The sequence below is a fragment of the Burkholderia sp. F1 genome (assembly GCF_050813845.1).
GTDB lineage: Bacteria > Pseudomonadota > Gammaproteobacteria > Burkholderiales > Burkholderiaceae > Burkholderia > Burkholderia ubonensis.
Genome location: NZ_CP172422.1, coordinates 1409099 through 1435497, shown reverse-complemented (window position 1 = coordinate 1435497; position 26399 = coordinate 1409099). Strand labels below are relative to the sequence as shown.

Annotated in this window: 20 protein-coding genes; 8 read left to right on the top strand and 12 right to left on the bottom strand. The window is 69.1% G+C overall.

What is annotated here, in order from left to right; genetic code table 11:
- Nucleotides 1-18: 18 nt before the first annotated feature.
- From ACFIMZ_RS25505 to ACFIMZ_RS25490, 4 genes are all read right to left on the bottom strand, one after another.
- Entirely contained in the window at nucleotides 19-666 is a 648-nt protein-coding gene (locus ACFIMZ_RS25505) for a hypothetical protein (RefSeq protein WP_431825361.1), read from the bottom strand.
- Between the two features lie 30 nt (nucleotides 667-696).
- Nucleotides 697-1044 carry a hypothetical protein gene (locus ACFIMZ_RS25500; RefSeq protein ID WP_431825054.1) on the bottom strand — a complete coding sequence of 116 codons (348 nt, stop codon included), beginning with the start codon at nucleotides 1042-1044 and terminating at the stop codon, nucleotides 697-699.
- A gap of 66 nt (nucleotides 1045-1110) precedes the next feature.
- Complete coding sequence (locus ACFIMZ_RS25495) at nucleotides 1111-2019, bottom strand: LysR substrate-binding domain-containing protein (protein WP_431825053.1); 909 nt, start codon at nucleotides 2017-2019, stop codon at nucleotides 1111-1113.
- A 69-nt stretch (nucleotides 2020-2088) separates the two neighbouring features.
- Complete coding sequence (locus tag ACFIMZ_RS25490) at nucleotides 2089-3057, bottom strand: LysR family transcriptional regulator (protein WP_010089562.1); 969 nt, start codon at nucleotides 3055-3057, stop codon at nucleotides 2089-2091.
- 365 nt (nucleotides 3058-3422) lie between these two features.
- Between ACFIMZ_RS25490 and ACFIMZ_RS25485 the strand changes: the two genes are divergently transcribed.
- From ACFIMZ_RS25485 to ACFIMZ_RS25470, 4 genes are all read left to right on the top strand, one after another.
- Complete coding sequence (locus tag ACFIMZ_RS25485; protein WP_431825052.1) at nucleotides 3423-4601, top strand: HPP family protein; 1179 nt, start codon at nucleotides 3423-3425, stop codon at nucleotides 4599-4601.
- Between the two features lie 110 nt (nucleotides 4602-4711).
- Nucleotides 4712-5125 (top strand): MarR family winged helix-turn-helix transcriptional regulator, encoded by a 414-nt coding sequence (locus tag ACFIMZ_RS25480; RefSeq protein ID WP_431825051.1) that lies wholly within the window; start codon nucleotides 4712-4714, stop codon nucleotides 5123-5125.
- A 17-nt stretch (nucleotides 5126-5142) separates the two neighbouring features.
- Nucleotides 5143-6915, top strand: coding sequence for a chloride channel protein (locus ACFIMZ_RS25475; RefSeq protein ID WP_431825050.1), 1773 nt, complete (start codon nucleotides 5143-5145; stop codon nucleotides 6913-6915).
- 320 nt (nucleotides 6916-7235) lie between these two features.
- A complete protein-coding gene (locus tag ACFIMZ_RS25470) occupies nucleotides 7236-7580 on the top strand; it encodes a hypothetical protein (protein ID WP_431825049.1) in 345 nt (114 codons plus the stop codon).
- Nucleotides 7581-7684: 104 nt separating this feature from the next.
- On the opposite strand, the gene ACFIMZ_RS25465 is transcribed toward ACFIMZ_RS25470, so the two are convergent.
- Together ACFIMZ_RS25465 and ACFIMZ_RS25460 are read right to left on the bottom strand one after the other, a co-directional pair.
- The gene (locus tag ACFIMZ_RS25465) at nucleotides 7685-8005 is read right to left on the bottom strand and encodes a pyrimidine/purine nucleoside phosphorylase (RefSeq protein WP_010089719.1); all 321 of its coding nucleotides are present in this window, start codon (nucleotides 8003-8005) and stop codon (nucleotides 7685-7687) included.
- A 183-nt stretch (nucleotides 8006-8188) separates the two neighbouring features.
- Nucleotides 8189-9091 (bottom strand): LysR substrate-binding domain-containing protein, encoded by a 903-nt coding sequence (locus ACFIMZ_RS25460; RefSeq protein WP_431825048.1) that lies wholly within the window; start codon nucleotides 9089-9091, stop codon nucleotides 8189-8191.
- A 171-nt stretch (nucleotides 9092-9262) separates the two neighbouring features.
- On the opposite strand from ACFIMZ_RS25460, the gene ACFIMZ_RS25455 reads away from it, so the two are divergent.
- Both ACFIMZ_RS25455 and ACFIMZ_RS25450 read left to right on the top strand, forming a co-directional pair.
- Nucleotides 9263-10444, top strand: a complete 1182-nt coding sequence (locus ACFIMZ_RS25455) for a M20 aminoacylase family protein (protein ID WP_431825047.1) — start codon at nucleotides 9263-9265, stop codon at nucleotides 10442-10444.
- A 41-nt stretch (nucleotides 10445-10485) separates the two neighbouring features.
- The gene (locus ACFIMZ_RS25450; protein WP_431825046.1) at nucleotides 10486-11799 is read left to right on the top strand and encodes an MFS transporter; all 1314 of its coding nucleotides are present in this window, start codon (nucleotides 10486-10488) and stop codon (nucleotides 11797-11799) included.
- A 70-nt stretch (nucleotides 11800-11869) separates the two neighbouring features.
- Here the strand turns inward: ACFIMZ_RS25450 and ACFIMZ_RS25445 are convergent, their stop codons facing one another.
- The 5 genes from ACFIMZ_RS25445 to ACFIMZ_RS25425 all read right to left on the bottom strand — a co-directional run bounded on the left by ACFIMZ_RS25445 (nucleotide 11870) and on the right by ACFIMZ_RS25425 (nucleotide 17021).
- A complete protein-coding gene (locus ACFIMZ_RS25445) occupies nucleotides 11870-12946 on the bottom strand; it encodes a porin (RefSeq protein ID WP_088511688.1) in 1077 nt (358 codons plus the stop codon).
- An 84-nt stretch (nucleotides 12947-13030) separates the two neighbouring features.
- Nucleotides 13031-13450 (bottom strand): DoxX family protein, encoded by a 420-nt coding sequence (locus ACFIMZ_RS25440; RefSeq protein WP_431825045.1) that lies wholly within the window; start codon nucleotides 13448-13450, stop codon nucleotides 13031-13033.
- 174 nt (nucleotides 13451-13624) lie between these two features.
- A complete protein-coding gene (locus tag ACFIMZ_RS25435; RefSeq protein WP_431825044.1) occupies nucleotides 13625-14902 on the bottom strand; it encodes a cytochrome c in 1278 nt (425 codons plus the stop codon).
- Nucleotides 14903-14904: 2 nt separating this feature from the next.
- A complete protein-coding gene (locus ACFIMZ_RS25430; RefSeq protein WP_431825043.1) occupies nucleotides 14905-16518 on the bottom strand; it encodes a GMC family oxidoreductase in 1614 nt (537 codons plus the stop codon).
- Nucleotides 16518-17021, bottom strand: coding sequence for a sugar dehydrogenase complex small subunit (locus ACFIMZ_RS25425; RefSeq protein WP_431825042.1), 504 nt, complete (start codon nucleotides 17019-17021; stop codon nucleotides 16518-16520). Before ACFIMZ_RS25425 ends, ACFIMZ_RS25430 begins: the two co-directional genes overlap by 1 nt.
- A gap of 303 nt (nucleotides 17022-17324) precedes the next feature.
- Here ACFIMZ_RS25425 and ACFIMZ_RS25420 point away from each other — a divergent pair, with 303 nt between their 5' ends.
- Nucleotides 17325-23387, top strand: coding sequence for an alpha-2-macroglobulin family protein (locus ACFIMZ_RS25420; RefSeq protein ID WP_431825041.1), 6063 nt, complete (start codon nucleotides 17325-17327; stop codon nucleotides 23385-23387).
- Nucleotides 23388-23394: 7 nt separating this feature from the next.
- Nucleotides 23395-25641 carry a penicillin-binding protein 1C gene (pbpC, locus tag ACFIMZ_RS25415; protein ID WP_431825040.1) on the top strand — a complete coding sequence of 749 codons (2247 nt, stop codon included), beginning with the start codon at nucleotides 23395-23397 and terminating at the stop codon, nucleotides 25639-25641.
- A 31-nt stretch (nucleotides 25642-25672) separates the two neighbouring features.
- Here the strand turns inward: pbpC and ACFIMZ_RS25410 are convergent, their stop codons facing one another.
- Nucleotides 25673-26254, bottom strand: coding sequence for a hemerythrin domain-containing protein (locus tag ACFIMZ_RS25410; protein WP_431825039.1), 582 nt, complete (start codon nucleotides 26252-26254; stop codon nucleotides 25673-25675).
- Between the last annotated feature and the right edge of the window lie 145 nt (nucleotides 26255-26399).

The following is a 26399-nucleotide window of genomic DNA, read 5'->3' as shown; positions in this document are numbered from 1 at the left end:
ATGGCTGCCCGCGAGCCGCTACACGTCGGAATGGACGACGACGTCGAACTTCGCGTCGAGCATCGTCGCGATTTCCTCGAGCACAGGCGCCCATGCGCGCATCGGCTCGAGGCTGTCGCGGCAATCCGGACCGAGCGCGAAGAACGCGCGCTTCATGTAAGGATCGTTGACCTCGGCGGGCATGTTGCGCGGTTTCACGTCGAACCACAGCAGCCCCTGGCATGAGCCAGTGCCGGGCTCCCTGACCGAATCGATCGCGAAGATCCCCATGGTCGTGATCGCGCCGTGGCGAAACCGGAAACTGTCGGCACCGCAACGCAATCCGGACCATGCGCGATCGCGCGAGCGAAACACGACGAGCGCGTCGTCATCGCCCGTCGTCGACGCAGTCGAGCCGTCGGTTCCCGTGTCGACGTCCGCGTATTGCTCGATCACATGCTGGAGTTCCTTGAACAGATGACGGGCGTCGCCCGGCACAGCCAGTCTTTTGAACTGCACCGCTTCGCGATCGACAAGCGGTTCACCCGGCGCGTCGCGTTTCGCCAGCCTCGACAGGATGGCGGTCTGTGCGATCAGCACCGCGACCGCCGTCGCGCCGCCGGCCAGCACGCCGTAGCGCGGCACCACCACCCACGCCGCGATCGCGGCGGGAATCAGGTAAAGCACCCAGATCAATCTGCGCCCTCGTTATAGGTCTCATGTAGACGACGCATCGTTCGCCGGTTTGTCGACGACGGCGCCGGCGATATCGCCGATCCAGTCCAGCTCCTGGCTTTCCCGGCGCGCATTCTTCATGTCCATCTGTGCGCGCATCAAGTCGAAACCCTCGCGCGCGTCATCGCGCCGCTGCGGCACGGCGATGCCCTTCGCCGTCTGGCGCCGCGCGAGATCCGCCTTCGCTTTCTGATGCCGGGTCAGCTTCTTCTTGCCGGCTTGCCGCGGCTTCGGCGTCGCCGGCGGCGCGTCGCTTCGCGGCGGCGTCGCGGCCGCCGCGATCTCCCGCTTCAAGCGGGCGCAGAAATTCCGGATGGCGTCGATCAGCATCGTCTGGTTCCGACTTCGGTGGTTCGAAATGCTTCGGACCGAAGTGTGCCATGCAACCACGCCCCGTCACACCGTCCCGCCTTCCGCACTCTCCGCGAGAAACGCGTCGACCATCGCGTTGAAGCGCGGCAACGCCGGGTTGTCGTTGTCCGTGCGCCACGCGAGATACAGCTCGGCCGCGACGTCGGCGTTCGCGAGCGGACGGAACACGACGCCGCCGACGTGCAGCGCGCGCGCCGACGCCGGCACCAGCGCCGCGCCGAGCCCCGCGCGCACGAGCCCGAGCATCGTGTGCGTCTGCCCGACGTAGTGCAGATAGTTCGGCAGCCGCCCGGCGCTGGCGAACATGCCCGAGATCACGTCGTGGAAGTACTTGCCCTCGTTCGGCGAATACGCGATGAACGGCTGCCGGTCGAGATCGTCGGGGCCGATCCATGCCCGCGCGGCGAGCGCCGAGCCTTCCGCGACCGCGACCAGCAGCGGCTCGCGCAACGCCAGCCGGTATTCGAGCGGCTGCCGGGCCGCGCGCTGCCGCACGAAGCCCGCGTCGAGCATCCGCGACACGAGCGCGTCGATCTGCACCGTCGACACCATCTCGCGCAACTCGACGTCGACGTCCGGCAGCGCATGCGCGGCGTGCGCGAGCAGCATCGGGATCATCCGGTACGCGCTGACCGCGGTGAAACCGAGCGTGATGCGCCCCGCCTCGCCGCGCGCGACGCGCTGCGCGGCCTGCTCCGCCCGCGCGGAAAACTCGAGGATGTGCCGCGCGTCGCGCAGGAAGCGCTCGCCGGCGGCGGTCAGGCTCACCTGCCGGCTGCTGCGTTCGAGCAGCGAGATGCCGAGCGCGTGCTCGAGCAGCTGGATCTGCCGGCTGAGCGGCGGCTGCGTCATGAACAGCCGCTTCGCCGCGCGGCCGAAATGCAGTTCCTCGGCGACCGCGACGAAGCAGCGGAGCTGGTGCAATTCAATCATTCAGATACCGGATTGATCGATTGGCCTTTGATGCGCGAGCATCGCCGCACCCCGCCGACGCAGCCACGGTCACGCGCGCTTGAGGCCGTCCGGCGCGTGCTCGACGGTCAGCCGGTCCAGCTCGCGCAGGTCTTCTTCCAGCGCGGGCGTGAGCGTCGTGCGCAGGTGTTCGAGGAAGGTGCGGATCTTCGCGTCGAGATAGCGGCGCGTCGCATACACCGCGTAGACGCTCAGCGTCTGCAGCCGGTATTCCGGCAGCACGCGGATCAGCCGCCCCTCGCGGATATCGTCGAGCACCGTGTACAACGCGACGCACGCGATCCCGCGTCCGGCGCGCACGGCGACGCACAGCGCATCCGGCACGTTGACCTGGAACGGCGCGGGCGGCAGCTCGAACACCTGCTCGTCGCCGTCCTTGTGCTCGAGCCGCCATTCGCTGGCCGGCGACGCCGGCGTGTCGAGCCGCAGGCAGGTGTGCTTCGGCAAGTCTTCCGGCGTCTGCGGCGTGCCGTGGCGCGCGAGGTATTCGCGCGACGCGACGAGCACGCTGCAGCTCGTGCCGCAGGTTTGCGCGACATAGCCCGAATCCGGCAGCTGCGACGCGGTGACGATCGACACGTCGTAGCCCTCCTCGACCAGGTTCGGCATCCGCTGCGCGAGCGTCAGCTCGACCGACACGTCCGGGTTGTCCTCCTGGTAGCGGACGATCGACGACACGACGTGGCTCTGCCCGAGCCCTGTCATCGCGTGGATGCGCATCTTGCCGGTCGGCCGCAGCAGCGCGTTGCGCGCCTCCGCGTTCGCATAGTCGATTTCCGCGAGGATCGATTTCGCCCGCTCGAAATAGCGCTGGCCGCTCTCGGTAAGGCCGAGGTGACGCGTCGTGCGATGCAGGAGGCGCGTCTGCACGTGCGCCTCGAGGTTCGAGACGGCGCGCGACACCTGCGCGGTGGTCGCGTCGATCTCCTTCGCGACCGCGGTGAAACTGCCGGCTTCGACAACGCGCACGAACAGGCGCATGTTTTCGAGCATGTCCATTGAATAGGCTTGGGGAAAGTAGGTGGGAAGGCGTCGGCCGCGCTCGCGTCAGGTGGGGAACGGAACACGGCCGGGAACCACGACGACGCGATCACCATGCCGGAGAAGAGGCGTGAGAGCGGGCATCGCGTGCGTGGTCAGGACGTTCGGGGAAATCGGTGGGCGGAATTGTACGCCGCTGCGGACAAATGTGCGCTGCCGCGCCCGAAGTTTTCATCCGGCGAAAGCTTCTCGAAAGCATCGCTGGTCGCGTGACCGCAACACCGCCGCAACACCGTGACGCGGCGCGCCAATTTATATCACAACGCGATACAATGCCGCACCCCGACACGCGCGCACCGCCCGCTTCTTTCTTCATACGTTCCATGTCGTCCGGCTCCTCCACGTCCCGCCGCACGCTGCGGCAATGGCTGCACAGCTTCACCCCGCTTCCGATGACCCTCGGCTGGCGCGAGCGCCTGCGCTCGTGCGCCGGCGCGCTGGTCGGCATCGCGACGGTTGGCTTCACGATGAAGGTCGTGCCCGGCGTGCCCGGGCTCGTGCCGCTGCTGGTCGCGCCGATGGGCGCGTCGGCGGTGCTGCTGTTCGCGGTGCCCGCGAGCCCGCTTGCGCAGCCGTGGTCGATCATCGGCGGCAACCTGGTCGCGGCGACGGTCGGCGTCGCGTGCGCGCAGTGGATCGCCGATCCGGTCACGGCCGCCGCGGTGGCGGTCGCGTGCGCGATCGGCGGGATGTTCGCGCTGCGCTGCGTGCACCCGCCGTCGGGCGCGGTCGCGCTGACGGCCGTGCTCGGCGGGCCGGCGATCCACAAGCTCGGCTTCGGCTTCGTGCTCGAACCGATCGCGCTGCAATCGGCGATCCTGCTGTCGGCGGCGCTCGTCTACCACGCGCTGACGGGCCACCGCTATCCGCACGGCGGCGTGCGGCCCGACGCGAAGCCGCACGCGGCCGGCGCACCGGCGCGCGCACGCGGCGGCTTCACGCGCGAGGATCTCGACGCGGTGCTCAAGCGCCGCAGCGAATGGCTCGACGTCGACCCGGACGACCTCGAGGCGCTGCTGCGCGAAACCGAACTGCAAGCCTACGCGCGCACGTTCGGCCAGCTCACCTGCGCCGACCTGATGACGAAGGACTCGATCAGCATCGCGCCGTCGACGTCGGTGACGGCCGCGCTTACGCTGCTCGACCGCCATCGCGTAAAGGCGCTGCCCGTCGTCGATGCGGACCGCCGGCTGGCCGGCATCGTCACCCGCGCCGACCTGACGCGCCACCTGCGCCGCCCGACGGCGCTGTGGCAGCGCCTGTCCGCGCGCCTGCCGGAATCGATCGGCGGCCAGCCCGCGAGCGTCGACACGGTGATGAGCCGCGACGTCTCGTCAGTGCCGCAGACGCTGCCGCTCACGGCGCTCGTGCCGCTGTTCACGCACTCGGGCCACCACCACATTCCGGTCGTCGACGCATCGCGCCGGCTCGTCGGCATCATTACCCAGACCGACCTCGTCACGGGCCTGTACCAGCAGACGCTGATGCTCGAAGCCGCGTAGCCTGACCCCGCCGCGCCGCACGTTCCGCACTGGCGCGGCTGGTGCAATTCGCACGCTTATATCACGTTGTGATATATATTCGCGCTACTGTTTTTTCCTTCTCCACCACGATGACCGACACCCGACGCGCGCTGCACAAGTCCGACTTCGAGCAGCTCTCCGAATTCCGCTACCAGATGCGCCGCTTCGAGCGCTTCTCCGAGCGCGCCGCGCAAAGCGAAGGCGTGACGCCGCTGCAATACCTGCTGCTGCTGCACATCAAGGGCTATCCGCAGCGCGAATGGGCGACCATCGGCGAGCTCGCGGAACGCCTGCAGGCACAGCATCACGGCGTCGTCGCGCTCGTGTCGCGCTGTGAAGCGCTCGGGCTCGTGAAGCGCAAGCCGAGCGAGACCGACCGCCGCCAGGTCGAGGTCCATCTCGAAGCCGCCGGCGAAACCCTGCTCGCGCGCCTCGCGGCGATGCACCGCACCGAGCTGAAATCGCTCAAGGGCGCATTCCAGGTTCCCCAACTCGATTACTGACTTCAACGTCCGACACGATGAACGCCCCGCACAAACGCGATTTCGCGACCAACGACCGCCTGCCCAAGATAGCGCTGCTCGCCGCCGTGATCGGCGTGCTCAGCACGCTCGCGGCGTTCGTGCTGCTGAGCCTGATCCACCTGTTCACGAACCTGTTCTTCTTCCAGCGGTTCTCGTTCGCCGACCATTCGCCGGCCGGCAACACGCTCGGCCCATGGGTGATCGCGGTGCCGGTGATCGGCGGGCTGATCGTCGGGACGATGGCGCGCTTCGGTTCGGAAAAGATCCGCGGCCACGGCATCCCCGAGGCGATCGAGGCGATCCTGTTCGGCAAGAGCCGCATGTCGCCGAAGGTCGCGGTGCTCAAGCCGCTGTCGTCCGGCGTCGTGATCGGCAGCGGCGGCCCGTTCGGCGCCGAGGGGCCGATCATCATGACGGGCGGCGCGCTCGGCTCGCTGATCGCGCAGTGCGTGAAGGTCACCGCCGCGGAGCGCAAGACGCTGCTCGTCGCAGGCGCGGCGGCCGGCATGACCGCCGTGTTCGGCACGCCGGTCGCCGCGGTGCTGCTCGCGGTCGAGCTGCTGCTGTTCGAATGGCGCCCGCGCAGCTTCCTGCCGGTCGCGCTCGCGTGCGCGGTCGCCGGCTTCGCGCGCGCGGTGTTCTTCGGCGTCGAGCCGCTGTTTCCGCTGACGACCGCCGCGCCGTCGCCGGTCGCGCTGCTGTCGTGCGTGGTCGCGGGCCTGCTGTCCGGGATGCTCGCGTGCGGGCTGTCGGCCGCGCTCTACCGCGTCGAGGACGCGTTCGCGAAGCTGCCCGTGCACTGGATGTGGTGGCCCGCGCTCGGCGCGATCGTGATCGGCATCGGCGGCTGGCTGCAGCCGCGCGCGCTCGGCGTCGGCTACGACGTGATCGGCGACCTGCTGCATCAGCACATCGCGCTGCAGATCGCGCTCGCGCTCCTGGTCGTCAAGGCGGTGATGTGGGTGATCGCGCTCGGCTCCGGCACGTCGGGCGGCGTGCTCGCGCCACTGCTGATGCTCGGCGCGGGGCTCGGCGCCGTGCTCTCGCCGGTGCTGCCGGGCGGCGACCCGGCGCTGTGGCCGCTCGTCTGCATGGCCGCGACGCTCGGCGCAACGCTCGGCGCGCCGCTGACGGCGATCGTGTTCGCGTTCGGCCTCACGCACGACACCAACGCGCTGCTGCCGCTGCTCGCGGCGACGCTCGTCGCGCACGGCTTCGCGACCGTCGTGATGAAGCGCTCGATCATGACCGAGAAGATCGCGCGCCGCGGCCATCACATCTATCGCGAATACGGCGTCGATCCGCTCGAGCGGCACGACGTCGCCGAAGTGATGACGCGCGCCGATGCGATCGTCACGATCGATGCCGCGACGCCGCTCGCGGAGGTCGACGCGACGTTCTTCGGCGCGCGGCAGACGCACCGCGCGTATCCGGTCGTGAAGGACGGCCGCCTGCTCGGCGTCGTCGATCGCGCGCTGCTCGACGCGCAGCGCGCGGGCCGCGCGCCCGGCACGCCGATCGCGGACGTGCTGGCCGATCGCGCGCCCGTGGTCGCGCTCGCGCATGAAACGTGCCGCCTCGTCGCGACGCGTCTCGCGGTGCACGGCCTCGAGCGGCTGCCGGTCGTCGACGACGCGCAGTCGCTGCGCATGACCGGCCTCGTGTCGCGCAGCGACCTGATCAAGCCGGCGCTCCAGCACTTCGACGACGAACACAAGCGCGAGCGCTTCCGCCCGATCGTGCCGGCCAACGCGCGCAAGGCCGGTTGACGCGCGCATTTGAAGTTGCTTGACAGTTCGACCTGCGAAAGTTTGTCATCATGAGCCCCATGCGACGGGGCCTGCTTACATCCATCCCACGATAACGAGTCGACGCGCGGCATTCGCACGAATGCCGCACGCGGCGACCCTTCACCCATCACACGCTCGGGCAGCGAGACGACCATGCGGCGCAGCACCGGATCAGCCGTTTGGCAAGCGCCTTAACATCTTGTTGCGGAATGGCTTGAACCCGATCCGCGCGGCGCGATCTCACTTGTGCAGTTCTGCTGCGCATCCCACTCAATCAATCACGACCCGAGGGAGATAACGTGAAATACTTACCGCTCATCGCACTGACCGTCGCAATTTCCGCTCATGCGGCTGATCCGTCGCCTGCCGTGCAAAACGTGGGACAAAGCCAGAAACCCGCTCAGGAAGTCTCGGCTTGCATCGCGAAGACCTGGGCAGACAAATCCCAGCAACAGGTCGTCTCGCAATACGTGCTCGCGAATGGCCTCGCGACCGACGTCTACGCGCCGGGCCAGCAACCGCCGAACGGCGCGGCCGCGCTGGTGCGCCCGGCCCAGACCGCGGGCGCGAAGACGTGGGTCGGCTTCCGTGCCGGCAGCGGCGCCGGCGCCGATGCCGCGGGCGACATCAACACCTGCCTGTAACGCGTCCGGCGAGCGGCCTTGCACGGTCCGCCAAACAACGAGCCCCGCATCGCGCGGGGCTTTTTCATTGAACGGCCGGCGGCGCGCCATGCGCGCCGACGTCGTCACAGATAGCTGCAGACGTAGTCGAGCGTTTCGAGCACTTCGATGTCGAAACGGCTCTTGCCCGGCACCGAGAACGACTCGCCCGCGCCGTAGGTCTGCCATGCGTCGCTGCCGTCGAGCTTCACGCGGCACTTGCCGGCCTGCACTTCCATCAATTCGGGCGCGTCCGTGCCGAAGTTGAGCGCGCACGGCAGGATCACGCCGAGCGTCTTGCGCGTGCCGTCCGGAAACAGCACGGTATGCGATACGCACTTGCCGTCGAAGTAGACATTGGCACGCTTGACGACCGACACGTTGTCGAATTGGGTTGCACTGGTCATGTGACGCCTCTGGTTGCTGGATCTGAAAGTTGGCGATGGGTTGGAGATCGGCCGGCGGCGCCGGCCGGCCGCTATGATACCGGCTCGCCGGCCGCGCACGGAAATTGCGCCGGGCCGCCCTTCATCATGCGCCCCAATGCTCAGGATTACTTGGCAATCTCCCTCGGCTCATGAACATCCCGTTCACCTCAACCCTTGCCTGCGCGCCGAATCGCGCAGGCAGTCGAGCAGCATCGACGCGGCCGGCGTGAGCGGGCTGTCGCGGCGCGTCACCACCTGCACCGACACCGCCGGCAGCCGGTCGCGGATCGGCAGCACCACCAGCCGGTCGCGCGCCCAGTCGGCGTCGAGCAGTTGCTCCGGCATCGACGCGAGCAGGTCGGTGCCTGTCATCAGGCTATGCGCGAGCCCGAAGCTCGGGCACTCGACGATGCGCGACGGCACCGGCAAGCCGTGCGCGACGAAGCAGTTGAACAGCGCCTGCGTCGAGCTTTCCGGCGACGGGTTCATCAGCCAGTCGGCGTCGACGAGCTCGGCGAGCGACGTCGCCGACGCGAGCGGATGCCCGTTGCGCGCGACGATCAGCGAGCGGCTCGCGTACAGCTCCGCGTGATCGAACTCCGCCGCCAGCAGCTCGGGCACGACCACCGCCACCGCGAAATCGAGCGAGCCGTCGTGCAGCCGCGGCAGCGCGACGCCCGGGAAGCCTTCGATGAAACTCACGCGCGCGGCCGGAAAACGCCGCCGGAACGCGCGGAACGCATCGGGCAGGATCGTCACCGCGGCGGCCGGCGTGATGGCCGCCGCCACCGAGCCCGTCATCGCGCCCTGCGCCTGCTCGATGTCGTCGCGCGCTCGCTGCATCTCGGCGACAATCAGCCGCGCACGCACCTGGAGCTGCTGGCCGAAGCCGGTCAGTTGCACGCCGCGCGCGGTGCGCACGACGAGCGACACGCCGAGCGCGAGCTCCAGCTCCTTGACCGCCTTGGTCAGCGCGGCCGGCGACACGTTGAGACGGCGCGCGGCCGCGCGGATGCTGCCCTCGTCCGCGACGGTGACGAACGCTTTCAACTGGTGATATTTCATGGCGATGCGTGATCCGTGGAAACCCGGACGCCGGGCCCGGCCCCTTGCCTCAGGGTGTTCCCTAGCGGCAACCTGCAGTGGGCACCAAAGCAATTTATCAGCTTCTGGTAGGCGAAAGAAATTTATATGCTTCGACGTCATATGCGCGTCAAACGCCCCACTGGAGACACCATGCAGCCTGCGAACCCCGTCATCCCCGGCATCGCCGCGATCGCGCCCGACCTGATCGACGTGCGCCGCCGCATCCACGCCCATCCCGAGCTGGCGTTCGAGGAAACGCTGACGAGCGATCTCGTCGCCGAGCTGCTCGCCGGCTGGGGCTACGAGGTCGACCGCGGCCTCGGCAGGACGGGCGTCGTCGGCGTGCTGCGCGAAGGGCAAGGCGCGCGCACGGTCGGCCTGCGCGCCGACATGGACGCGCTGCCGCTTGCCGAGGCGACGGGCCTGCCGTACGCGAGCCGCCACGCGAACAAGATGCATGCATGCGGCCACGACGGCCACACCGCGATGCTGCTGTGCGCGGCGCGCCATCTCGCGGCGACGCGCCAGTTTTCCGGCACGCTGAACCTGATCTTCCAGCCGGCCGAGGAAAACTTCGGCGGCGCGCAGGCGATGATGGACGACGGCCTGTTCGACCGCTTCCCGTGCGATGCGATCTTCGCGATCCACAACATGCCGGGCCGCCCGGCCGGCGACATGGCGTTCCGCGCGGGCGCGGCGATGGCGTCCGCCGACCGCGTGACGATCACGCTGCGCGGCGTCGGCGGCCACGGCGCGATGCCGCATTTCGCGCGCGATCCGATGTCGGCGGCCGGCAGCATCATGGTCGCGCTGCAGACGATCGTCGCGCGCGAGGTCGATGCGCAGCAGGCGGCCGTGATCACCGTCGGCAGCGTGCAGGCCGGCGAAACGTTCAACATCATTCCCGAGACGGTCGTGATGAAACTGTCGGTACGCGCGCTGGACGCGGACGTGCGCGCGCTGCTCGCGCGCCGCATCGAGGCCCTCGTGAAAGGCCAGGCCGAGAGTTTCGGCGTGACGGCCGAGGTCGACTACAGCTACGGCTATCCAGTACTCGTCAATCATCCGGAACCGACCGCGTTCGCGACCGACGTCGCGCGCCGAATGCTCGGCGCGGAACGCGTCGACGCCGACACGGCGCCGCTGATGGGCAGCGAGGATTTCGCGTACATGCTCGAAGCGCGCCCCGGCTGCTACGCGTTCATCGGCAACGGCACCGGCAGCAAGGGCGGCTGCATGGTGCACAACCCCGGCTACGACTTCAACGACGACATCCTCGCGATCGGCGCGAGCTACTGGGTCCGCCTGGCCGAAGCCTGGCTCGCGGCCTGAAGGCCCTTCATCACACGCTTTCGCGTTCATCGGGGATTTCCATGGAAACGTCCGCCCTTTCTCTCGCCGGCGCGCCGGCCGACGCGCGCGCCGCCGCGAAAAAGCGCCGCCTGATCGCCGCCGCCGCGGTCGGCAACGCGCTCGAGTTCTACGACTTCACCGTCTACAGCTTCTTCGCGATCCTGATCGGCAAGCTGTTCTTTCCGGTGCATTCGTCGTTCGGCCAGCTGATGCTCGCGGTGGCCAGCTTCGGCGTCGGCTTCGTCACGCGTCCGCTCGGCGGCCTCGTGATCGGCATGTACGCGGATCGCGCCGGCCGCAAGAAGGCGATGATCGCGACGCTGCTGCTGATGGCGCTCGGCACCGCGACGATCGCGGTCGCGCCGACCTACGCGCAGGCCGGCATCGCCGCGCCCTTTCTGCTCGTGGCCGCGCGCCTGCTGCAGGGCTTCGCGTCGGGCGGCGAGGTCGGCGCGTCGACGACGCTGCTGCTCGAACAGGCGCCGCAGCACCGCCGCGGCTTCTACGCGTCATTCCAGTTCTCGAGCCAGGGGCTCGCCGCGCTCGCGGGCGCGCTGACCGGCGTCGCGCTGACGTCGATGCTCTCCGCCGCGCAGCTCGAAAGCTGGGGCTGGCGCGTGCCGTTCATCATCGGCACGCTGTTCGTGCCGCTCGGCTACTGGCTGCGCCGCACCGTCGAGGAAGTGCCGGCCGCGGCGCCCGCGCAGCGGGAGAAAGTCGCGTCGCTGCCGCTCGGGGACGTGCTGCGCCATCACGGCAAGGCCGTGTTCGCCGGTCTCGGCGTGACGATCGGCGGCACGTCGATCCACTACATCATCGTGTTCTACATGGCGATCTACGGCGTGCAGGTGCTGCATCTGCCGAGCTGGCTGTCGATGACGGCCGGCTGCGTCGCGGGCGCGATCCTGATGGTCGTCACGCCGCTCGGCGGCTACCTGTCGGACGTCTTCGGGCGCAACCGGATCGTCTGGTGGACGCGCATCGCGCTGATGCTCGCGATCTACCCGGCGTTCGTCGCGCTGAACCGCTGGCCGGGCGCCGCGTCGCTGCTGTCGATCATCGCGGCGCTGTCCGTCGTGCATTCGATCAACGTCGGCGCAACCGGCGCGATGCTCGGCGAACTGTTCCCGCGCGCGGTGCGGGCGACGGGCGGCGCGCTCGTGTACAGCGTCGGCGTCGCGATCTTCGGCGGCTTCGCGCAGTTCTTCGTCACGTGGCTGATCGCGGCGACCGGCAATCCGCATGCGCCCGCGTGGTATGCGATCGGCTGCGGCGTGCTGACGCTGCTCGCGCTGCGCTGCATGGACGAGAAGGCGGGCAAGGCGCTCGACTGATGCTCGCCACATGAAAAAAGGGCTTCGGCATTCACTGCCGAAGCCCTTTTGCGTATCGCTCTCGCGCCGCTCAGAACGTATGCATCATCCCGACATACGCGCCCGTCTGCGACTCGCCCGCCAGCGGGCTCGTGTTCGGCGTCGCGTCGCGCGGCGTCGCCAGCAGCGAGAAGTTCGAATTGCCGCCGTTGCGCACGTACGCGACGGTGCCGTACAGGAACGTGCGCTTCGACAGGTTGTACGTCGTGCCGAGCACGTACATCATCGCGTGGCCCGACGGATCGTGCGACGCATCGCTATTGCCGTCGCCGACCTTCACGTAGTAGCCGCCGCCCGTCACCGCCCATTGCGGGTTCGCGGTCCAGGTCGCGCCGAGCCAGTAGTGATCGGCGCGATCGGGGACGCCCGCGGGGCTGTCCGGCGCCTGGTAATGCGTATACGCGCCCTGGATCTTGAACTGCGACACCTTCACGTTCGCGCCGACGAAATACTCGCGCGAGCTCGAGAAGATGTTGCTGAACTTGCCGTTGCTGTCGCGCAGCTCGTCATACATCCCGCGCACATCGAGCAACGGCGAGTGGTACGAGATCATGATCCCGTCCGAGCGGCCGAAGTCGCCAGGCGCACCGTAGTTGAAGCCGCGCGACTGGTTGCCGAACGCGTACTGCGCCTGCACGTCGAAACCGCCGATCACCGGGCTGTGATATTCGATGTTGTTGCTGGTCTGCTGCCAGTTGCGGCCGCGCACGAGCGACGCCGACGAAAACGCCTGCTGGACGAACGGGTCGAATTCCCACACGCCGTCGCTGTCGATGAACAGGTTGCGGCCGGCCTGCAGCTGGCCCCACGTATTGCTCTTCAGGCCGACGTACGCGCGCCGCGACCACATCCGCCCGCCGCCCGTCGTGCCGTTCATCACCTGGAACGCGGTCTCCAGGTTGAAGACCGTCGACAGCCCGCCGCCGAGATCCTCGACACCCTTCAGGCCGAACATGCTGGTGCCCCAGTCGCCGCCCTCGGCGCTGAAGCGCGACTTGCTGCCGTTCGGCGTCGCGATATGGTTCAGGTATTCGACGCCGCCGTCGACCCGGCCGTACAGCGTCACGCTCGTCTGCGCGCTTGCGGCCGCGGGCACGGCCGCCGCCATCAGCAATGCGATTTGTTTGAATTGCAAGGTATTGCCCCCTCGGAGTCTCGACCCTATGACGCGCGCCCCATGCGCGCGCCCCAGTCAGCCGCGATCGATCGAAAAACGCCCGGGGCCGGCCGCGCAAAGCGCGAGCAGGCCGCCGGTGATCGCGATGTTCTTGTAGAAATGAATCATGTTGTTCATCTGCTCGCCGCCCGTCATCGTCCAGTAATGATGCCCGATGAGCGCGGTGCCGACCGTGTAGAGCCCCAGCAGCAGCGCGAGCGGACGCGTATAGAAGCCGACGAGCAGCGCGATGCCGACGAGCAGCTCCATCACGACGGCGATCGCCGCCGAGATGATCGGCGCCGGAGCGCCCGCGCTGCCCATGTACGCGATCGTGCCGGAGAAATGCATGAGCTTCGGCCAGCCGAACAGGATGAACAGGATAACGATCAGGATGCGGGCAAGCAACAGCAGCACATCGCGCTGGGACGCGAGAAAGGATTGTCTCGGTGTCATGGTGTCGATCAACGAATGCGATGCGCGGCGGCCGCGCATCGGCGTGTCAATGAACCGGGACGGGCGGCGACGCGCGCCGCCCGTCCCGCCCTGCAATCACCCTGCATCGGGGCGCCGCCCGATGCGTGCGCGCCCTCCTCTCGAGAAAGTCCGCGTGCTGTCGTCGCGCGCCGCTCAGCGCAGTTTCGCGACGTCCTGCTCGGTCACCTTCGCGGCCGGATTGCCGAACTGCCCGGTCAGGTAGTTCGCGAGCGCGGCGATCTGCGCATCCGACAGGTCGCGGCGGAACGCGGGCATCCCGACGTCCTCGCTGCCGGCCTTGCGCTGCACGCCGTTCAGGATCACCTGCACGAGGTTGGTCGGATTCGGCGCGCCCACCGTCGAGTTATGGAACAGCGACGGATAGTAGCCGTCCGGCGTGCCCTTGCCCTGCATCTGGTGGCAGCTCGCGCAGTTGCCGAGATACAGGCGCGCCGGGTCGATGCCCGAAGACGCGAGCGCGACGCCGCGCAGGCGCAGGCCGTCCTCGGCGGGCTTGCCCCACGCGGAGCGCGACTGCTTCGCGCTGCTGTCGGCCACAGCCGGCACGGTGCGGATGTACGTGGCGATCGCGCCGATGTCCGCGTCGCTCATCTTCGAGAAGCTGTGCTCGACCGCCTCGGCCATCGGGCCGGCTGCCTGCGCGACGCCCGGCACGCTGCCGGTGCGCAGGTACTGGACGAGTTGCGCCTGCGTCCAGCCGCCGATCCCCGCGTTCGGGTCCGACGTGATGTTGAAGCCATCCCAGCCCGCGAGCACCGAGCCCGACAGGAAGCTGCCGCCCGTCTCGTCGAGCGACTTCTCCTGCATCGCGATGCCGCGCGGCGTGTGGCACGTGCTGCAGTGCGCGAGGCCCTGCACGAGATACGCGCCGCGGTTCCATTCGACGCTCTGCGACGGCTTCGACTGGTACGCGCCTTCCTTCAGGAACAGCCAGTTCCAGATCTTCAGCGGCCAGCGCATGCTGAGCAGCGCGGGGATTTCGTTCTTCGGCGGCGCCTGCTTGACCGGCTCCACGCCATGCATGAAGTATGCGTACAGCGCCTTCACGTCGTCGTCGCTGATCTTCGCGTACGACACGTACGGCATCGCCGGATACAGGTTGTCGCCGTTTTTCGACACGCCGTGACGCACCGCGCGCTCGAAGTCCTCGAACGTCCAGTTGCCGATGCCGGTGTCGGGATCGGGCGTGACGTTGCTCGTGTAGATCTTGCCGAGCAGCGGCACCGGCATCCCGAGGCCGCCCGCGAACGGCTTGCCGCCCTTCGCGGTGTGGCACGCCATGCAGTCGCCCGCGACCGCGACGTATTCGCCGCGCTTGACGAGCGCCGGATCGGCCGCCTCGGCCGCGCCGGCAAGGCCGGACCATGCGAGGCAGCCGGCCAGGAGGAAGGAGAGAGTAGGTTTCAGCACGGTCAGACTTCCTTCTTCAGCTGGTCGGACATCCGCAGCGCGAGTGCCGCGATCGTCAGCGTCACGTTCACCGTGCCGACGGTCGGCATCGTCGCGCTGCTCGAAATGAACAGGTTCGGATGGTCGAACGTGCGGCAGTCCTTGTCCACGACCGAGTCGCGCGCATCCGCGCCCATGATCGTCGCGCCGGTGATGTGGTTGTTCGGCGCGAACTCGTCGTTGAACACGACGTCCGTGCCGCCCAGCACCTGCGCGGCGGTCGCGTAGACCTCGCGCGTATGCACGGCGCCCCGCTTGACGTAGTCGTCGATCGCATAGGTGATCTCGGGGCGCGGGATGCCGATCGCGTCGGTCGCCGTCTTGCTCGGCACGATGCGGTTCTCCGGCTGCGGCAGGATCTCGTGGAAGCAGTCGAACTGCACGTAGCGCGCGGAGCGGTCGCGGATCTGCGCGTCCAGTTCGTCATGCTTCAGCAGCTTGCCGGCCTTGAAGATCTTCTGCGTTTCCTGGTCGACCCGCGAAATGTTCGACAGGTGGATCTTCTTCGCCGCCTCGGTCGCGCGGAACGGGCCGTCGCGAAAGCCGATCAGCGACGTCATTTCCTGCGGGCCGCGGCCCGGCCACAGCTTCTCGCTCGCGTAGAACGACACGCCCGTGCCCGGGTGGTCCATCAGGTTGCGGCCGACCATGTCGGAGCTGTTCGCGACGCCTTTCGGGAAATCGCGGTTCGCGGACATCAGCAGGATCTTCGGCGTCTCGATGCCGTTCGCCGCGATCACGAAGTACTTGCCTTCGACGCGGTGGTCGGCGCCCGTCTTGTCCTTGTAGATCGCCGCCGTGATGCGCTTGTTCGGACCGGTTTCCAGCTTGTAGACGACCGCGTTCTCGATCAGCTTCGCGCCGGCCTGCTCGGCCTTCTCGACGTGCACGATGCCGTTGTACATCGCGCCGATCGGGCAGATCGGCATGCAGTTGTTGTTGCCGCAACAGGTCGGCCGGCCGTCGTACGGGCGGCTGTTGCGCGCGACCGGCTCGGTCACCACGTGCAACTTCGGGTCGTGGTTGTTGAGCGCGGTCTTGATCGTCTTCTCGTTGTACGACAGCGGCAGCGGCGGCATCGGATACGGCTCTTTGCGCGGCGAGTACAGGTCTTCCTCGGGGCCCGGGCCCCACACGCCGAGCTCTTCCTCGGCGCGCTGGTAGTAGTGCTCGAGATCGTCGTACTGGATCGGCCAGTCGCGGCCGACGCCGTACACGGTCTTCATCTTGAAGTCGTTCGGAATGAAGCGCCACGCGGACGCGGCCCAGTGCCACGTCGTGCCGCCCACCGCGCGGATGTACTGCGAGTTGAACTTGTGCTCGCCCTTCAGGATCAGGTAGTCGTTCGGCGGGCCGTATTCCGGATGCGGCGCCCACGGGCTCGACGGGTACGGCGCCATGAAATCCATCTTGTCCGCCTGGTTGCGGAAGCGCTCGACGATTTCCCAGCGCGGCATGCGCGGGCCGGCTTCCAGCAGGATCACCGACTTGCCCGCCATCGCGAGCTGGTGCGCAACGATCGCGCCCGCGACGCCCGACCCGACGACGACGACGTCGGCTTGTTGTGTCTCGGCCATCAGGCTTGCCTCTCGATCGGTTTGTCGGCCCAGAAGCCGGGTTTGTTGGGGCAATACGAGCGGATCACGAGCGTATCCGACACAACGCCGAACATTAGTGCTTCTTCGTAAGTAATGACGACGTTGTCGACGATGCCGAGATACCACGCTTCAAGAATCGCGAGCGCGAGCTTTTCCTGGTCGGGGCTCAGCGTGCCCGCGGACAGCGCGCCGGCGAGTTGCGACAGGTTGTCGGCCGTCTTGAACGAGCCCTTCTGCAGCGCCTGCAGCAGGCGCTCGCCGATCACGCGACTCAGCCCTTGCTTGCCGGTCAGCGATTCGGACAGCGTCATGAAGGTGTCGAGCGGCGCGGCGGCCGGGCTGTCGGCCAGCGCCTTCAGTGCGAGCGAACCGGTGAGGCCCGCGGCAGTCAGCGCGAGCGCGCCCTGCAGCCATTGGCGCCGCGTGAGGCCGGCGGCGGCGTCGCCGGCGCGACGCGAGTGGGGGGTATTGTCGTTGTGCATGCTTCCTTCTCTCTGACGCCAGATTCGGGAAAACCACTCTTGATATTTCTCAAACTTTGGCGCGGGCCTGAAATGTACGCGCACAAATCGGATCGGACAATCTTTTTATAGTCCATTAAATGTTCCGCATTCCGACACAATCGAAATTTCGCTGGATTTTTATGTCGGCAGCGCGACAAATCCGCGATGCCCTCGCCTCGTGTCGCGCGACGGCGACATCCGTAGGATGGATGGACGGTCATGCCGGTCGGTTAGAATCGCGTCCAATCAAACAGAAAGCTTCCCTCCGAGGGCAATCGAGCGATGAAGCAGCGCGACGACAACAAGCACAAACCAACCTTTCAACACATCACGCGATGGCTCTGGCGCACCGGCGCCGTCGCGGCGCTCGGGGCCGCCGCGGTGCTGTCGCTGCAGGCCGACGCCGCGCGCACGGTGAGCGTGTCGCCGCAAGGCACCGTCGCCGAGGTGCGGCAGGCCGTCGTCAAGTTCGACGAACCGATGGTCGCGTTCGGCTCGGCGTCCGCGCCGAATCCCGCGCGCATGACCTGCAACGATTCCGTCGCCGGGCGCGGCCAGGGCCGCTGGCTCGACGACAAGACCTGGGTCTACGACTTCGAGAACGACCTGCCGCCCGGCGTGCGCTGCGCGGTCGCGCTCAACGACGGGCTGCGCTCGGTCGCCGGCAACGCGGCGAGCGGCCCGCGCCGCTTCACGTTCCAGACGGGCGGCCCGTTCCCGGTGTCGGTGCGGCCCGGCTCGCGCGAGATCGAGGAACGGCAGGTGTTCGTGATCAAGCTGAACGGCCCCGCCGAAGAGCGCTCGGCGCTCGCGAACATCTGGTGCGAGGCGGCCGGCATCGGCAACCGCATCCCCGTCGCGAATGCCGACGCGGACACGCGCAAGGCGCTGCTCGATCACTTCGACCTGAAGCAGGATGCCGCGCGAGTGCTCACGCTGTCGTGCGCGCAGGCGCTGCCGTCGAGCGCGAAGATGCAGCTCGTATACGGCAAGGGCGTCGCCAGCCCGAGCGGCATCGCGAACGACACCGAGCGGCGGTTCGATTTCACCGTGCGCGCGCCGTTCGCCGCGAGCTTCTCGTGCGAACGCGAAAACGCGAAGGCGCCATGCACGCCGCTGCGGCCGCTCACCCTGTCCTTCAATGCACCGATCTCGCGCAAGAACGCCGAGGCGATCCGGCTGCGCGGCCCTGACGGCTCGCAAGCGCCGAACTTCGCGGCGGACGACAAGAGCGAGGAAGTGACGACCGTCACGTTCAACCCGCCGCTGCCCGAGCAAGCCGCGCTGACGATCGAGCTGCCGTCGGGCCTGCGCGACGTCACCGGGCGCACGCTCGGCAACGCCGACCTGTTCCCGCTCGCGACGCGCACCGCGCCGATGCCGCCGCTCGCGAAATTCTCGTCGGGCACCTTCGGCATCGTCGAGCGCTTCGCCGAGCCCGGCATGCCGGCGCTCGTGCCGGTCACGCTGCGCAACGTCGAAGCCGACCTGCACATCGCGGGCCTCAACGCCGGCGGCGCGCAGTTCTCGAACCTGAAGGTCGAGAACGACACGTCGATCCGCCAGTGGATGCGGCTCGTCGAGCGTTTCGACAACTGGTCGATGAGCGTCGAGGGGATCAACGAGCAGGTTCCCGGCCTGCTCCGGCGCGGCGGGCAGCATCCCGTCTACGTGCCGCTCGCGGCAGGCGAACGCCAGCCCGCGCCGAAGGACCGCCGCATCGACGTGCGTTCGCTGTCGCTGCTCAAGGGCGAACCCGGCGTACAGGCGCTGACGCTGCCGAAGGCCGATCCGAAGACGCTGCGGCCGTTCGAGACCGTCGGCGTGCCGATCGACAAGCCCGGCTTCTACGTGCTCGAGCTCGCGTCGCCGGCGCTCGGCCGCTCGCTGCTCGCGAAGCCGTCGAGCATGTACGTGCGCACCGCGGTGCTCGTCACCAATCTCGGCGTGCACCTGAAGCAGGGCCGCGAGAACAGCCTCGTGTGGGTCACCACGCTCGACAAGGGCAAGCCGGTGCCGAACGCGCAGGTGCGCGTGTCCGACTGCAACGGCGACGAGATCGCGGCCGGCAAGACCGACGCGCAGGGCCTGCTGAAGATCGACGGGCCGTTCGAGCCGAAGCACGAATGCCGGACGTCGGAGCGCTTCGACGACTATTTCGTGTCGGCCCGCATCGACGATCCGAAGACCGGCCCCGACATGGCGTTCGTCAGCTCGAACTGGAACCGCGGCATCGAGGCGTGGCGCTTCAACGTGCCGACCGACATGGGCAGCGAGCCGACCATGCGCGCGCACACCGTGTTCGACCGCACGCTGCTGCGCGCGGGCGAAACCGTGTCGATGAAGCATTTCCTGCGTCGGGAGACGCTGCAGAGCCTCGCGTTCCCGTCGCAATACCCGACCCGCGTGACGATCCGCCATCTCGGCAGCGGGCAGACGTACAAGCTGCCGCTGAGCTGGGCGGCCGACCATAGCGCCGACACCCGCTTCACGCTGCCGCCGGCCGCGAAGCTCGGCGAATACGGCGTCGAGCTCGAAGGCGGCCCCGAGGATGCGCCGACCGCCAGCTACTACAGCGGCAGCTTCCGGGTCGAGGCATTCCGCCAGCCCGTCCTCAAGGGCACGATCGGCGCGCGCGACGCACAGAAGAGCCCGCTCATCGCCGCGAAGGAAGCGCCGCTCGCGGTGCAGATCGACTACGTGTCGGGCGGCGGCGCGTCGAACCTGCCGGTGCAGGTGTCGGCGCTGATGAAATGGGCGTCGCCGCCGTTCGCCGATACCTATTCCGAGTTCAGCTTCTCGCCGTACCGCCCCGAGACCGGCGACGCGACGGCCGCCGACGACGAGCAGGACGGCGACAACGCATCGGGCAGCGCCAGCAGCGATCCCGACGCGACCAAGCTGATCGCCGACAAGCTGCCGCTGACGCTCGACCACAACGGCGCGGGCTCGGTCACGCTCAAGGGGCTGCCGGCCATCGACGCGCCGAAGCGCGTCGCGCTCGAAGCGACCTTCGCCGATCCGAACGGCGAGGTCCAGACGATCCGCGGCGACGCGATGCTGTGGCCGGCCGCGGTCGTCGCCGGCATCAAGGCGGGCCGCTGGGTGTCGGTCGGCCAGCGGGTGCCCGTGCAGGCGCTCGCGGTCGACCTGCAGGGCAAGCCGCGCGCGTCGGTGCCGATCGAGATCAAGGGCGTCGCGCGCATCACGACGACGTCGCGCAAGCGCATGGTCGGCGGCTTCTACGCGTACGACAACCAGAGCGACACGCGCGACCTCGGCGTGCTGTGCTCGGGCAAGACCGACGACAAGGGCCGCATGTCGTGCGACGCGACGCTCGAGCAGGCCGGCAACGTGCAGCTGATCGCGGTCGCGAAGGACGGCGACGGCCGCACGTCGAACGCATCGACGTCGGTGTGGGTCACGCGCGAGGACGAGCTCTGGTTCGGCGGCGACAACACCGACCGGATCGACGTGATTCCGGAGAAGACGGCCTACGAACCGGGCGAAACCGCCCGCTTCCAGGTGCGGATGCCGTTCCGCTATGCGACCGCGCTCGTCGCGGTCGAGCGCGGCGGCGTGATGGAGACGCACATCGTCGAGCTGAACGGCAAGAACCCGACCGTCGACCTGAAGGTCGGCGATACGTGGGGGCCGAACGTCTACGTGTCGGTGCTCGCGCTGCGCGGCCGGATTCGCGAGGTGCCGTGGTACTCGTTCTTCACGTGGGGCTGGAAGGCGCCGCTCGACTGGGCGCGCGCGTTCTGGCGCGAAGGCCGTCACTATGAAGCGCCGACCGCGTTCGTCGACCTGTCGAAGCCCGCGTTCCGCTATGGCCTCGGCGAGATCAAGGTCGGCACGGGCGCGCACCGGCTCGGCGTGACGGTCACGACCGACGCGACCCGCTACACCGTGCGCGGCAAGGCGCAGGCGCACGTGAAGGTCACGCTGCCGGGCGGCCAGCCCGCGCCGGCCGGCACGCAGGTCGCGATCGCGGCCGTCGACGAGGCGCTGCTCGAACTGATGCCCAACAACAGTTGGGACCTGCTCGACGCGATGCTGCGACGGCGCGCGTACGGTGTCGAGACCGCCACCGCGCAGATGGAGATCGTCGGCCGCCGCCACTTCGGCCGCAAGGCCGTGCCGGCGGGCGGCGGCGGCGGCAGCGCGCCGACCCGCGAGCTGTTCGACACGCTGCTGCTGTGGAATCCGCGCGTGACGCTCGACGCGAACGGCAGCGCGACCGTCGAGGTGCCGCTCAACGATGCGCTGACCCGCTTCCGCATCGTCGCGATCGCGGCGGTCGGCCCCGACCGCTTCGGCACCGGCAGCACGTCGATCCGCAGCACGCAGGACCTGCAGCTGATCTCCGGCCTGCCGCCGCTGGTGCGCGAAGGCGACGCGTTCCGCGCGCAGGTCACGCTGCGCAATACGACCGAGCGCACGATGCGGGTCGTCGTCACGCCGCACGTGACGGGCCTCGACGTCGCGCCGCAGACCATTTCCCTCGCGCCGAACGCCGCCGGCGAAGCCGCGTGGACGATCACCGTGCCCGAGCAGGCGCTCGACGCGAACGGCGCGCTGAACTGGCGCATCGAGGCGGCCGAGCAAGGCGGCGCACGCGCGGCCGACGCACTGGCGGTCACGCAGAAGGTCGTGCCCGCGCTGCCGGTCACCGTGCAGCAGGCGACGCTCGCGCAGGTCGACGGCACGCTCGCGCTGCCCGTCGCGGCGCCGGCCGGCGCCGCACCGAACGCGCAAGGCGCGCCGCGCGGCGGCATCGCCGTGTCGCTGCAGTCGAAGCTGGCCGACGGCCTGCCGGGCGTGCGGCGCTGGTTCGAGCGCTACCCGTACCACTGCCTCGAGCAGCAGGCGTCGCGCGTGATCGGGCTGCGCGATCCCGCGCAATGGCAGGCGCTGACCGCGCGCATGCCGGTCTACCTCGACGGCGACGGGCTCGCGAGCTATTTCCCGCCGCGATCCGACGATTCACACTACGGCAGCCCGACGCTGACGTCGTACCTGCTCGTGCTGTCGGATGAAGCGAGCCGTCTCGACCCGCGCTTCGCGCTGCCCGAAGACGTGCGCGCGCAGTTCGAAGCCGGGCTCGCGCGCTTCGTCGAAGGCCGCATCCAGCGCGACACGTGGGCGCCCCGCCAGGACCGCGACCTGCGCAAGCTCGCCGCGATCGAGGCGCTGTCGCGCTACGGCGCGGCGCAGGGCCGGATGCTCGGCTCGCTCGAGATCGCGCCGAACCAGTGGCCGACGTCGGCCGTGATCGACTATCACGCGATCCTGACGCGCGTGAAGGACATCCCGCAGCGCGACGAGAAACGTGCGCAGGTCGAGCAGATCCTGCGCGCGCGGCTCACCTACCAGGGCACGCAGCTCGTGTTCTCGACCGCGCGCGACGACGACCTGTGGTGGCTGATGACGAGCAACGAGACCAACGCCGCGCGACTCGCGCTGGAATTCGCGGGCGACCCGGCGTGGAAGGACGAGATGCCGCGCGTGACGTCCGGCCTGCTCGCGCTGCAACAGCGCGGCGCATGGCAGACGACGACGTCGAACGCGCTCGGCCTGCTTGCGGTCGAGCGTTTCTCGCGCGTTTACGAAAGTACGCCCGTCAGCGGCACGACGAAGGTGACGCTCGGCGGCGACGAGCGGTCGATCGCATGGTCGTCATCGCCGGCGGCCGCAGCAGCTCCGGCTGCATCGGCCACACCGGCCGCAGCGGCATCGGCGACCCCGGCGACGCGTGCAGCCGCCGCGCGCAGCGTGATGCTGCCGTGGCCGCGCGCGGCCCAGCCGGGCACGCTCAGCGTCGTGCAGAACGGCACCGGCCGCCCGTGGGCGACGATCGAAAGCCTCGCGGCGGTGCCGCTGCGCGCGCCGTTCGCGGCCGGCTACCGGATCACGAAGACGGTCACGCCGGTGTCGCCCGCGGTCAAGGGCGTGCTGACGCGCGGCGACGTGGTGCGGGTGCACCTCGACATCGACGCGCAGAGCGACATGACGTGGGTGGTCGTCAACGATCCGGTTCCGTCCGGCGCGACGATCCTCGGCTCCGGCCTCGGCCGCGATTCCGAGGCGGCGACGCAGGGCGAGAAGCCCGCCGACGGCGCATGGCCCGCCTTCATCGAACGCGACTTCGACGGCTATCGCGCGTATTACGACTATCTGCCGAAGGGCAAGCTGTCGGTCGAATACACGGTGCGGCTGAACAACGTCGGCACGTTCGGGCTGCCGCCGACGCGCGTCGAGGCGCTGTACGCGCCGTCGGTGTACGGGCTGTGGCCGAATCCGCCGGTGACCGTCAAGCCGGCCGAAGCCGGCAAGCCGTGAACGCGCGATGAAGGCATTCGCTTCACCGCGGCCGGCGCAGATTGCCGTTACTGCCGGCCGCCTCTTCGTCGCCGCGTTGCTCGCGGCACCGCTCGTCGCGCACGCACTGCCGTCCTACGACGACGTGCGCCACCGCTGGCGCAGTTCCGACTGGGTGCTGCTCGCGCGCGACGGCACCCCGCTGCAGCGCACCCGCGTCGACCTCGCCGAACGGCGCGGCGACTGGGTCGCGCTCGGCGACGTGTCGCCCGCGTTACGCGAGGCGATCGTCGTGTCCGAGGACCGGCGCTTCTACGAACATAGCGGCGTCGACTGGCGCGGCATCGCGGGCGCCGCATGGGGCAACCTGTGGAACGAGCGCACGCGCGGCGCGTCGACCGTGACGATGCAGCTCGCCGGCCTGCTCGGCGATTCGCCGCGTCGCTCGGGCCAGCGCTCGCTGCCGCAGAAGGCCACGCAGGCGATGAACGCGCTGCTGCTCGAACGCGGCTGGCGCAAGGACCAGATCCTCGAGGCCTACCTGAACCTCGTGCCGTTCCGCGGCGAGACGATCGGGCTCGACGCGATGTCGCGCGTGCTGTTCGGCAAGGCCCCGTCCGGGCTCGACGTGCGCGAGTCCGCGGTCGCCGCCGCGCTCGTGCGCGCGCCCAACGCGAGCGCCGCGAGGGTCGCCGAGCGCGCGTGCCGCATCCTGCGCGACATGCGCGCCCCGCAGCAGTGCGCGTCGCTCGACGGCTACGTGCAGCTCGTGACCGCGCGCCCCGCGAGCGCCGCACGCGACGACGGCGCGGCGCTCGCGCCGCATTTCGCGCGGCGCATCGCGGCCGAAGTGAAGCCGGGCGCGGGCGCGCAGGTCCGCTCGACGCTCGACGCGCCGCTGCAGCGCTTCGCGCGCGACGCGCTGACCCGCGCGCTGACCGAGCTCAATGCCCCCGCCCATCGACGCAACGTGCAGGACGGCGCGGTGGTCGTGATCGACAACGCGAGCGGCGAGATCCGCGCGTGGGTCGGCTCGTCCGGCGCGCTGTCGGGCGCGCGCGACGTCGACGCCGTGCTCGCGCCGCGCCAGGCCGGCTCGACGCTCAAGCCGTTCCTGTATGCGCAGGCGATCGACGAGAAGCGGCTGACCGCCGCGTCGCTGCTCGACGACGCGCCGATCAACCTCGCCACGGGCGGCGGCCTGTACATCCCGCAGAACTACGACAAGGATTTCAAGGGCTGGGTGAGCGTGCGCAGCGCGCTCGGCGGATCGCTCAACGTGCCGGCCGTGCGCACGCTCGTGCTCGTGACACCGCACCGCTTCGCGCGCACGCTGACCGCGCTCGGGCTGCCGCTCGCGCAGGAAGGCGACTACTACGGCTTCAGCCTCGCGCTCGGCAGCGCGGACGTCACGCTGCTGTCGCTGACCAACGCGTATCGCGCGCTCGCGAACGGCGGCGTCGCGCGCAAGGCCGTCGACCTGCCGGCGCCGGCTTCGCCCGCATCGGCGTCGACACCGGCGCGCGCGTCCGACGGCACGCGCGTGTTCAGCGAGGCCGCGAGCTTCGTCGTCACCGACATCCTCGCCGACAACAACGCGCGCGTGCGCACGTTCGGCTTCGACAACCCGCTCGCGACGCGCTTCTTCTCGGCGGTCAAGACCGGCACCAGCAAGGACATGCGCGACAACTGGGCGGTCGGGTATACGTCGCGCTACACGGTCGGCGTCTGGGTCGGAAACGCCGACGGCTCGCCGATGTGGGACATATCGGGCGTGACCGGCGCGGCCCCGGTCTGGTCGGCGGTCGTCGGCTACCTGCATCGCGATCTCGCGAGCCGCGCGCCGCGCGCGCCCGCCGGCGTCGAGCAGCGCCGCATCACGTTCGAACGCGATCTCGAGCCGGCGCGCGGCGAATGGTTTCTCGCCGGCACCGCGGTCGATACGATCCGGCTCGCCGCGCCCGTCACGGCCGGCAAGGACGGACCGCGCACGCCGCTGACGATCGGCGCGCCGACCGACGGGACGATCTTCGCGATCGATCCGGACATCCCGCCGAAGAACCAGCGGATCTGGTTCGAGCGCACCGCGGGCCACGCGGCGAAGTTTTCGTGGCGGCTCGACGACAAGGTGATCGGGCACGCGGACCGCGTCGCGTGGATGCCGTGGCCGGGACGGCATCGGCTCGAACTCGTCGACGCGCGCGGGAATGTCGCCGATGCGATCGGGTTCGAGGTGCGGGGCGCGTTCGCGAAGGCGGGGGCCCGGCGGCCGTGAGCGGGCGGCACGAGCGGCCGTCCGCCCCCGCTCACGCCTGCGCTTCCGGGATCACCTGCACGATCAGCGCATACAGACGCTCGAAGTCCTCATCGAGCTTTTCGCCTTCGAACGGGTCCCGGTTCGCGCCGAAGGCGTCGTCGAGCTCGATCCAGTCTTCCACCGTCAGCCATTGCCGTGCGGCAGGCAGGATGACCTCTTCTTCGACGCGCATGTGCTTCCGGTAGAACGCGGCATAGTCGTCGACCATCGCGCGCAGTTGCGCAAACGCGGATTCGCCGACCTGTTCGCAACGCGTCAGCTCTTGCTCGATGTTCCGCAGCAGCGCTTCGCCTTGCGCGTGCTGCGCCTCGAGATCGTCGATGACTTCGTCCAGCGCTTGCGTGCGGCGTCGCAGGCGCGCGAACAGATACCGATCCTCGTTGGGGTGATGGATCCGCTCCGGGTACTCGCGGATGTAGTACAGCATGGCCCGGAACACCATCAGCCCCGGCATCGTCGCGCCGCCGGCGAGCCGCTCGACGAAGCGCTGCATGCCCGCAATGACGGTGGACAGCTGCCGATGCTCCCTGAGAATGACCTGTACGGCGCTCCTTGGCTGTGGGGCTCGCATTTCACTCACCTCCCTCGTACGTTCCGCGCGGCAACGCGCCGGTTCGTCCGACGCCGCCCCCGTCGCGCTGAAGCGCCGTGGCCGGGGCGTTCGGACCCATCAATCAAATGGTCGCGCCAACCCGGCCGGCGTGCTTGACCTCGAT

Bases quoted from the DNA above. Each gene is read 5' to 3' on its own strand.
- ACFIMZ_RS25495 (WP_431825053.1), bottom strand. From the start codon at position 2,019: ATGATTGAATTGCACCAGCTCCGCTGCTTCGTCGCGGTCGCCGAGGAA.
- ACFIMZ_RS25465 (WP_010089719.1), bottom strand. From the start codon at position 8,005: ATGACCAGTGCAACCCAATTCGACAACGTGTCGGTCGTCAAGCGTGCC.
- ACFIMZ_RS25460 (WP_431825048.1), bottom strand. From the start codon at position 9,091: ATGAAATATCACCAGTTGAAAGCGTTCGTCACCGTCGCGGACGAGGGC.
- ACFIMZ_RS25425 (WP_431825042.1), bottom strand. From the start codon at position 17,021: ATGCACAACGACAATACCCCCCACTCGCGTCGCGCCGGCGACGCCGCC.
- ACFIMZ_RS25455 (WP_431825047.1), top strand. From the start codon at position 9,263: ATGCAGCCTGCGAACCCCGTCATCCCCGGCATCGCCGCGATCGCGCCC.
- ACFIMZ_RS25420 (WP_431825041.1), top strand. From the start codon at position 17,325: ATGAAGCAGCGCGACGACAACAAGCACAAACCAACCTTTCAACACATC.
- ACFIMZ_RS25445 (WP_088511688.1), bottom strand. From the start codon at position 12,946: ATGGCGGCGGCCGTGCCCGCGGCCGCAAGCGCGCAGACGAGCGTGACG.
- ACFIMZ_RS25440 (WP_431825045.1), bottom strand. From the start codon at position 13,450: ATGACACCGAGACAATCCTTTCTCGCGTCCCAGCGCGATGTGCTGCTG.
- ACFIMZ_RS25480 (WP_431825051.1), top strand. From the start codon at position 4,712: ATGACCGACACCCGACGCGCGCTGCACAAGTCCGACTTCGAGCAGCTC.
- pbpC (WP_431825040.1), top strand. From the start codon at position 23,395: ATGAAGGCATTCGCTTCACCGCGGCCGGCGCAGATTGCCGTTACTGCC.
- ACFIMZ_RS25500 (WP_431825054.1), bottom strand. From the start codon at position 1,044: ATGCTGATCGACGCCATCCGGAATTTCTGCGCCCGCTTGAAGCGGGAG.
- ACFIMZ_RS25430 (WP_431825043.1), bottom strand. From the start codon at position 16,518: ATGGCCGAGACACAACAAGCCGACGTCGTCGTCGTCGGGTCGGGCGTC.
- ACFIMZ_RS25450 (WP_431825046.1), top strand. From the start codon at position 10,486: ATGGAAACGTCCGCCCTTTCTCTCGCCGGCGCGCCGGCCGACGCGCGC.
- ACFIMZ_RS25490 (WP_010089562.1), bottom strand. From the start codon at position 3,057: ATGGACATGCTCGAAAACATGCGCCTGTTCGTGCGCGTTGTCGAAGCC.
- ACFIMZ_RS25485 (WP_431825052.1), top strand. From the start codon at position 3,423: ATGTCGTCCGGCTCCTCCACGTCCCGCCGCACGCTGCGGCAATGGCTG.
- ACFIMZ_RS25410 (WP_431825039.1), bottom strand. From the start codon at position 26,254: ATGCGAGCCCCACAGCCAAGGAGCGCCGTACAGGTCATTCTCAGGGAG.
- ACFIMZ_RS25475 (WP_431825050.1), top strand. From the start codon at position 5,143: ATGAACGCCCCGCACAAACGCGATTTCGCGACCAACGACCGCCTGCCC.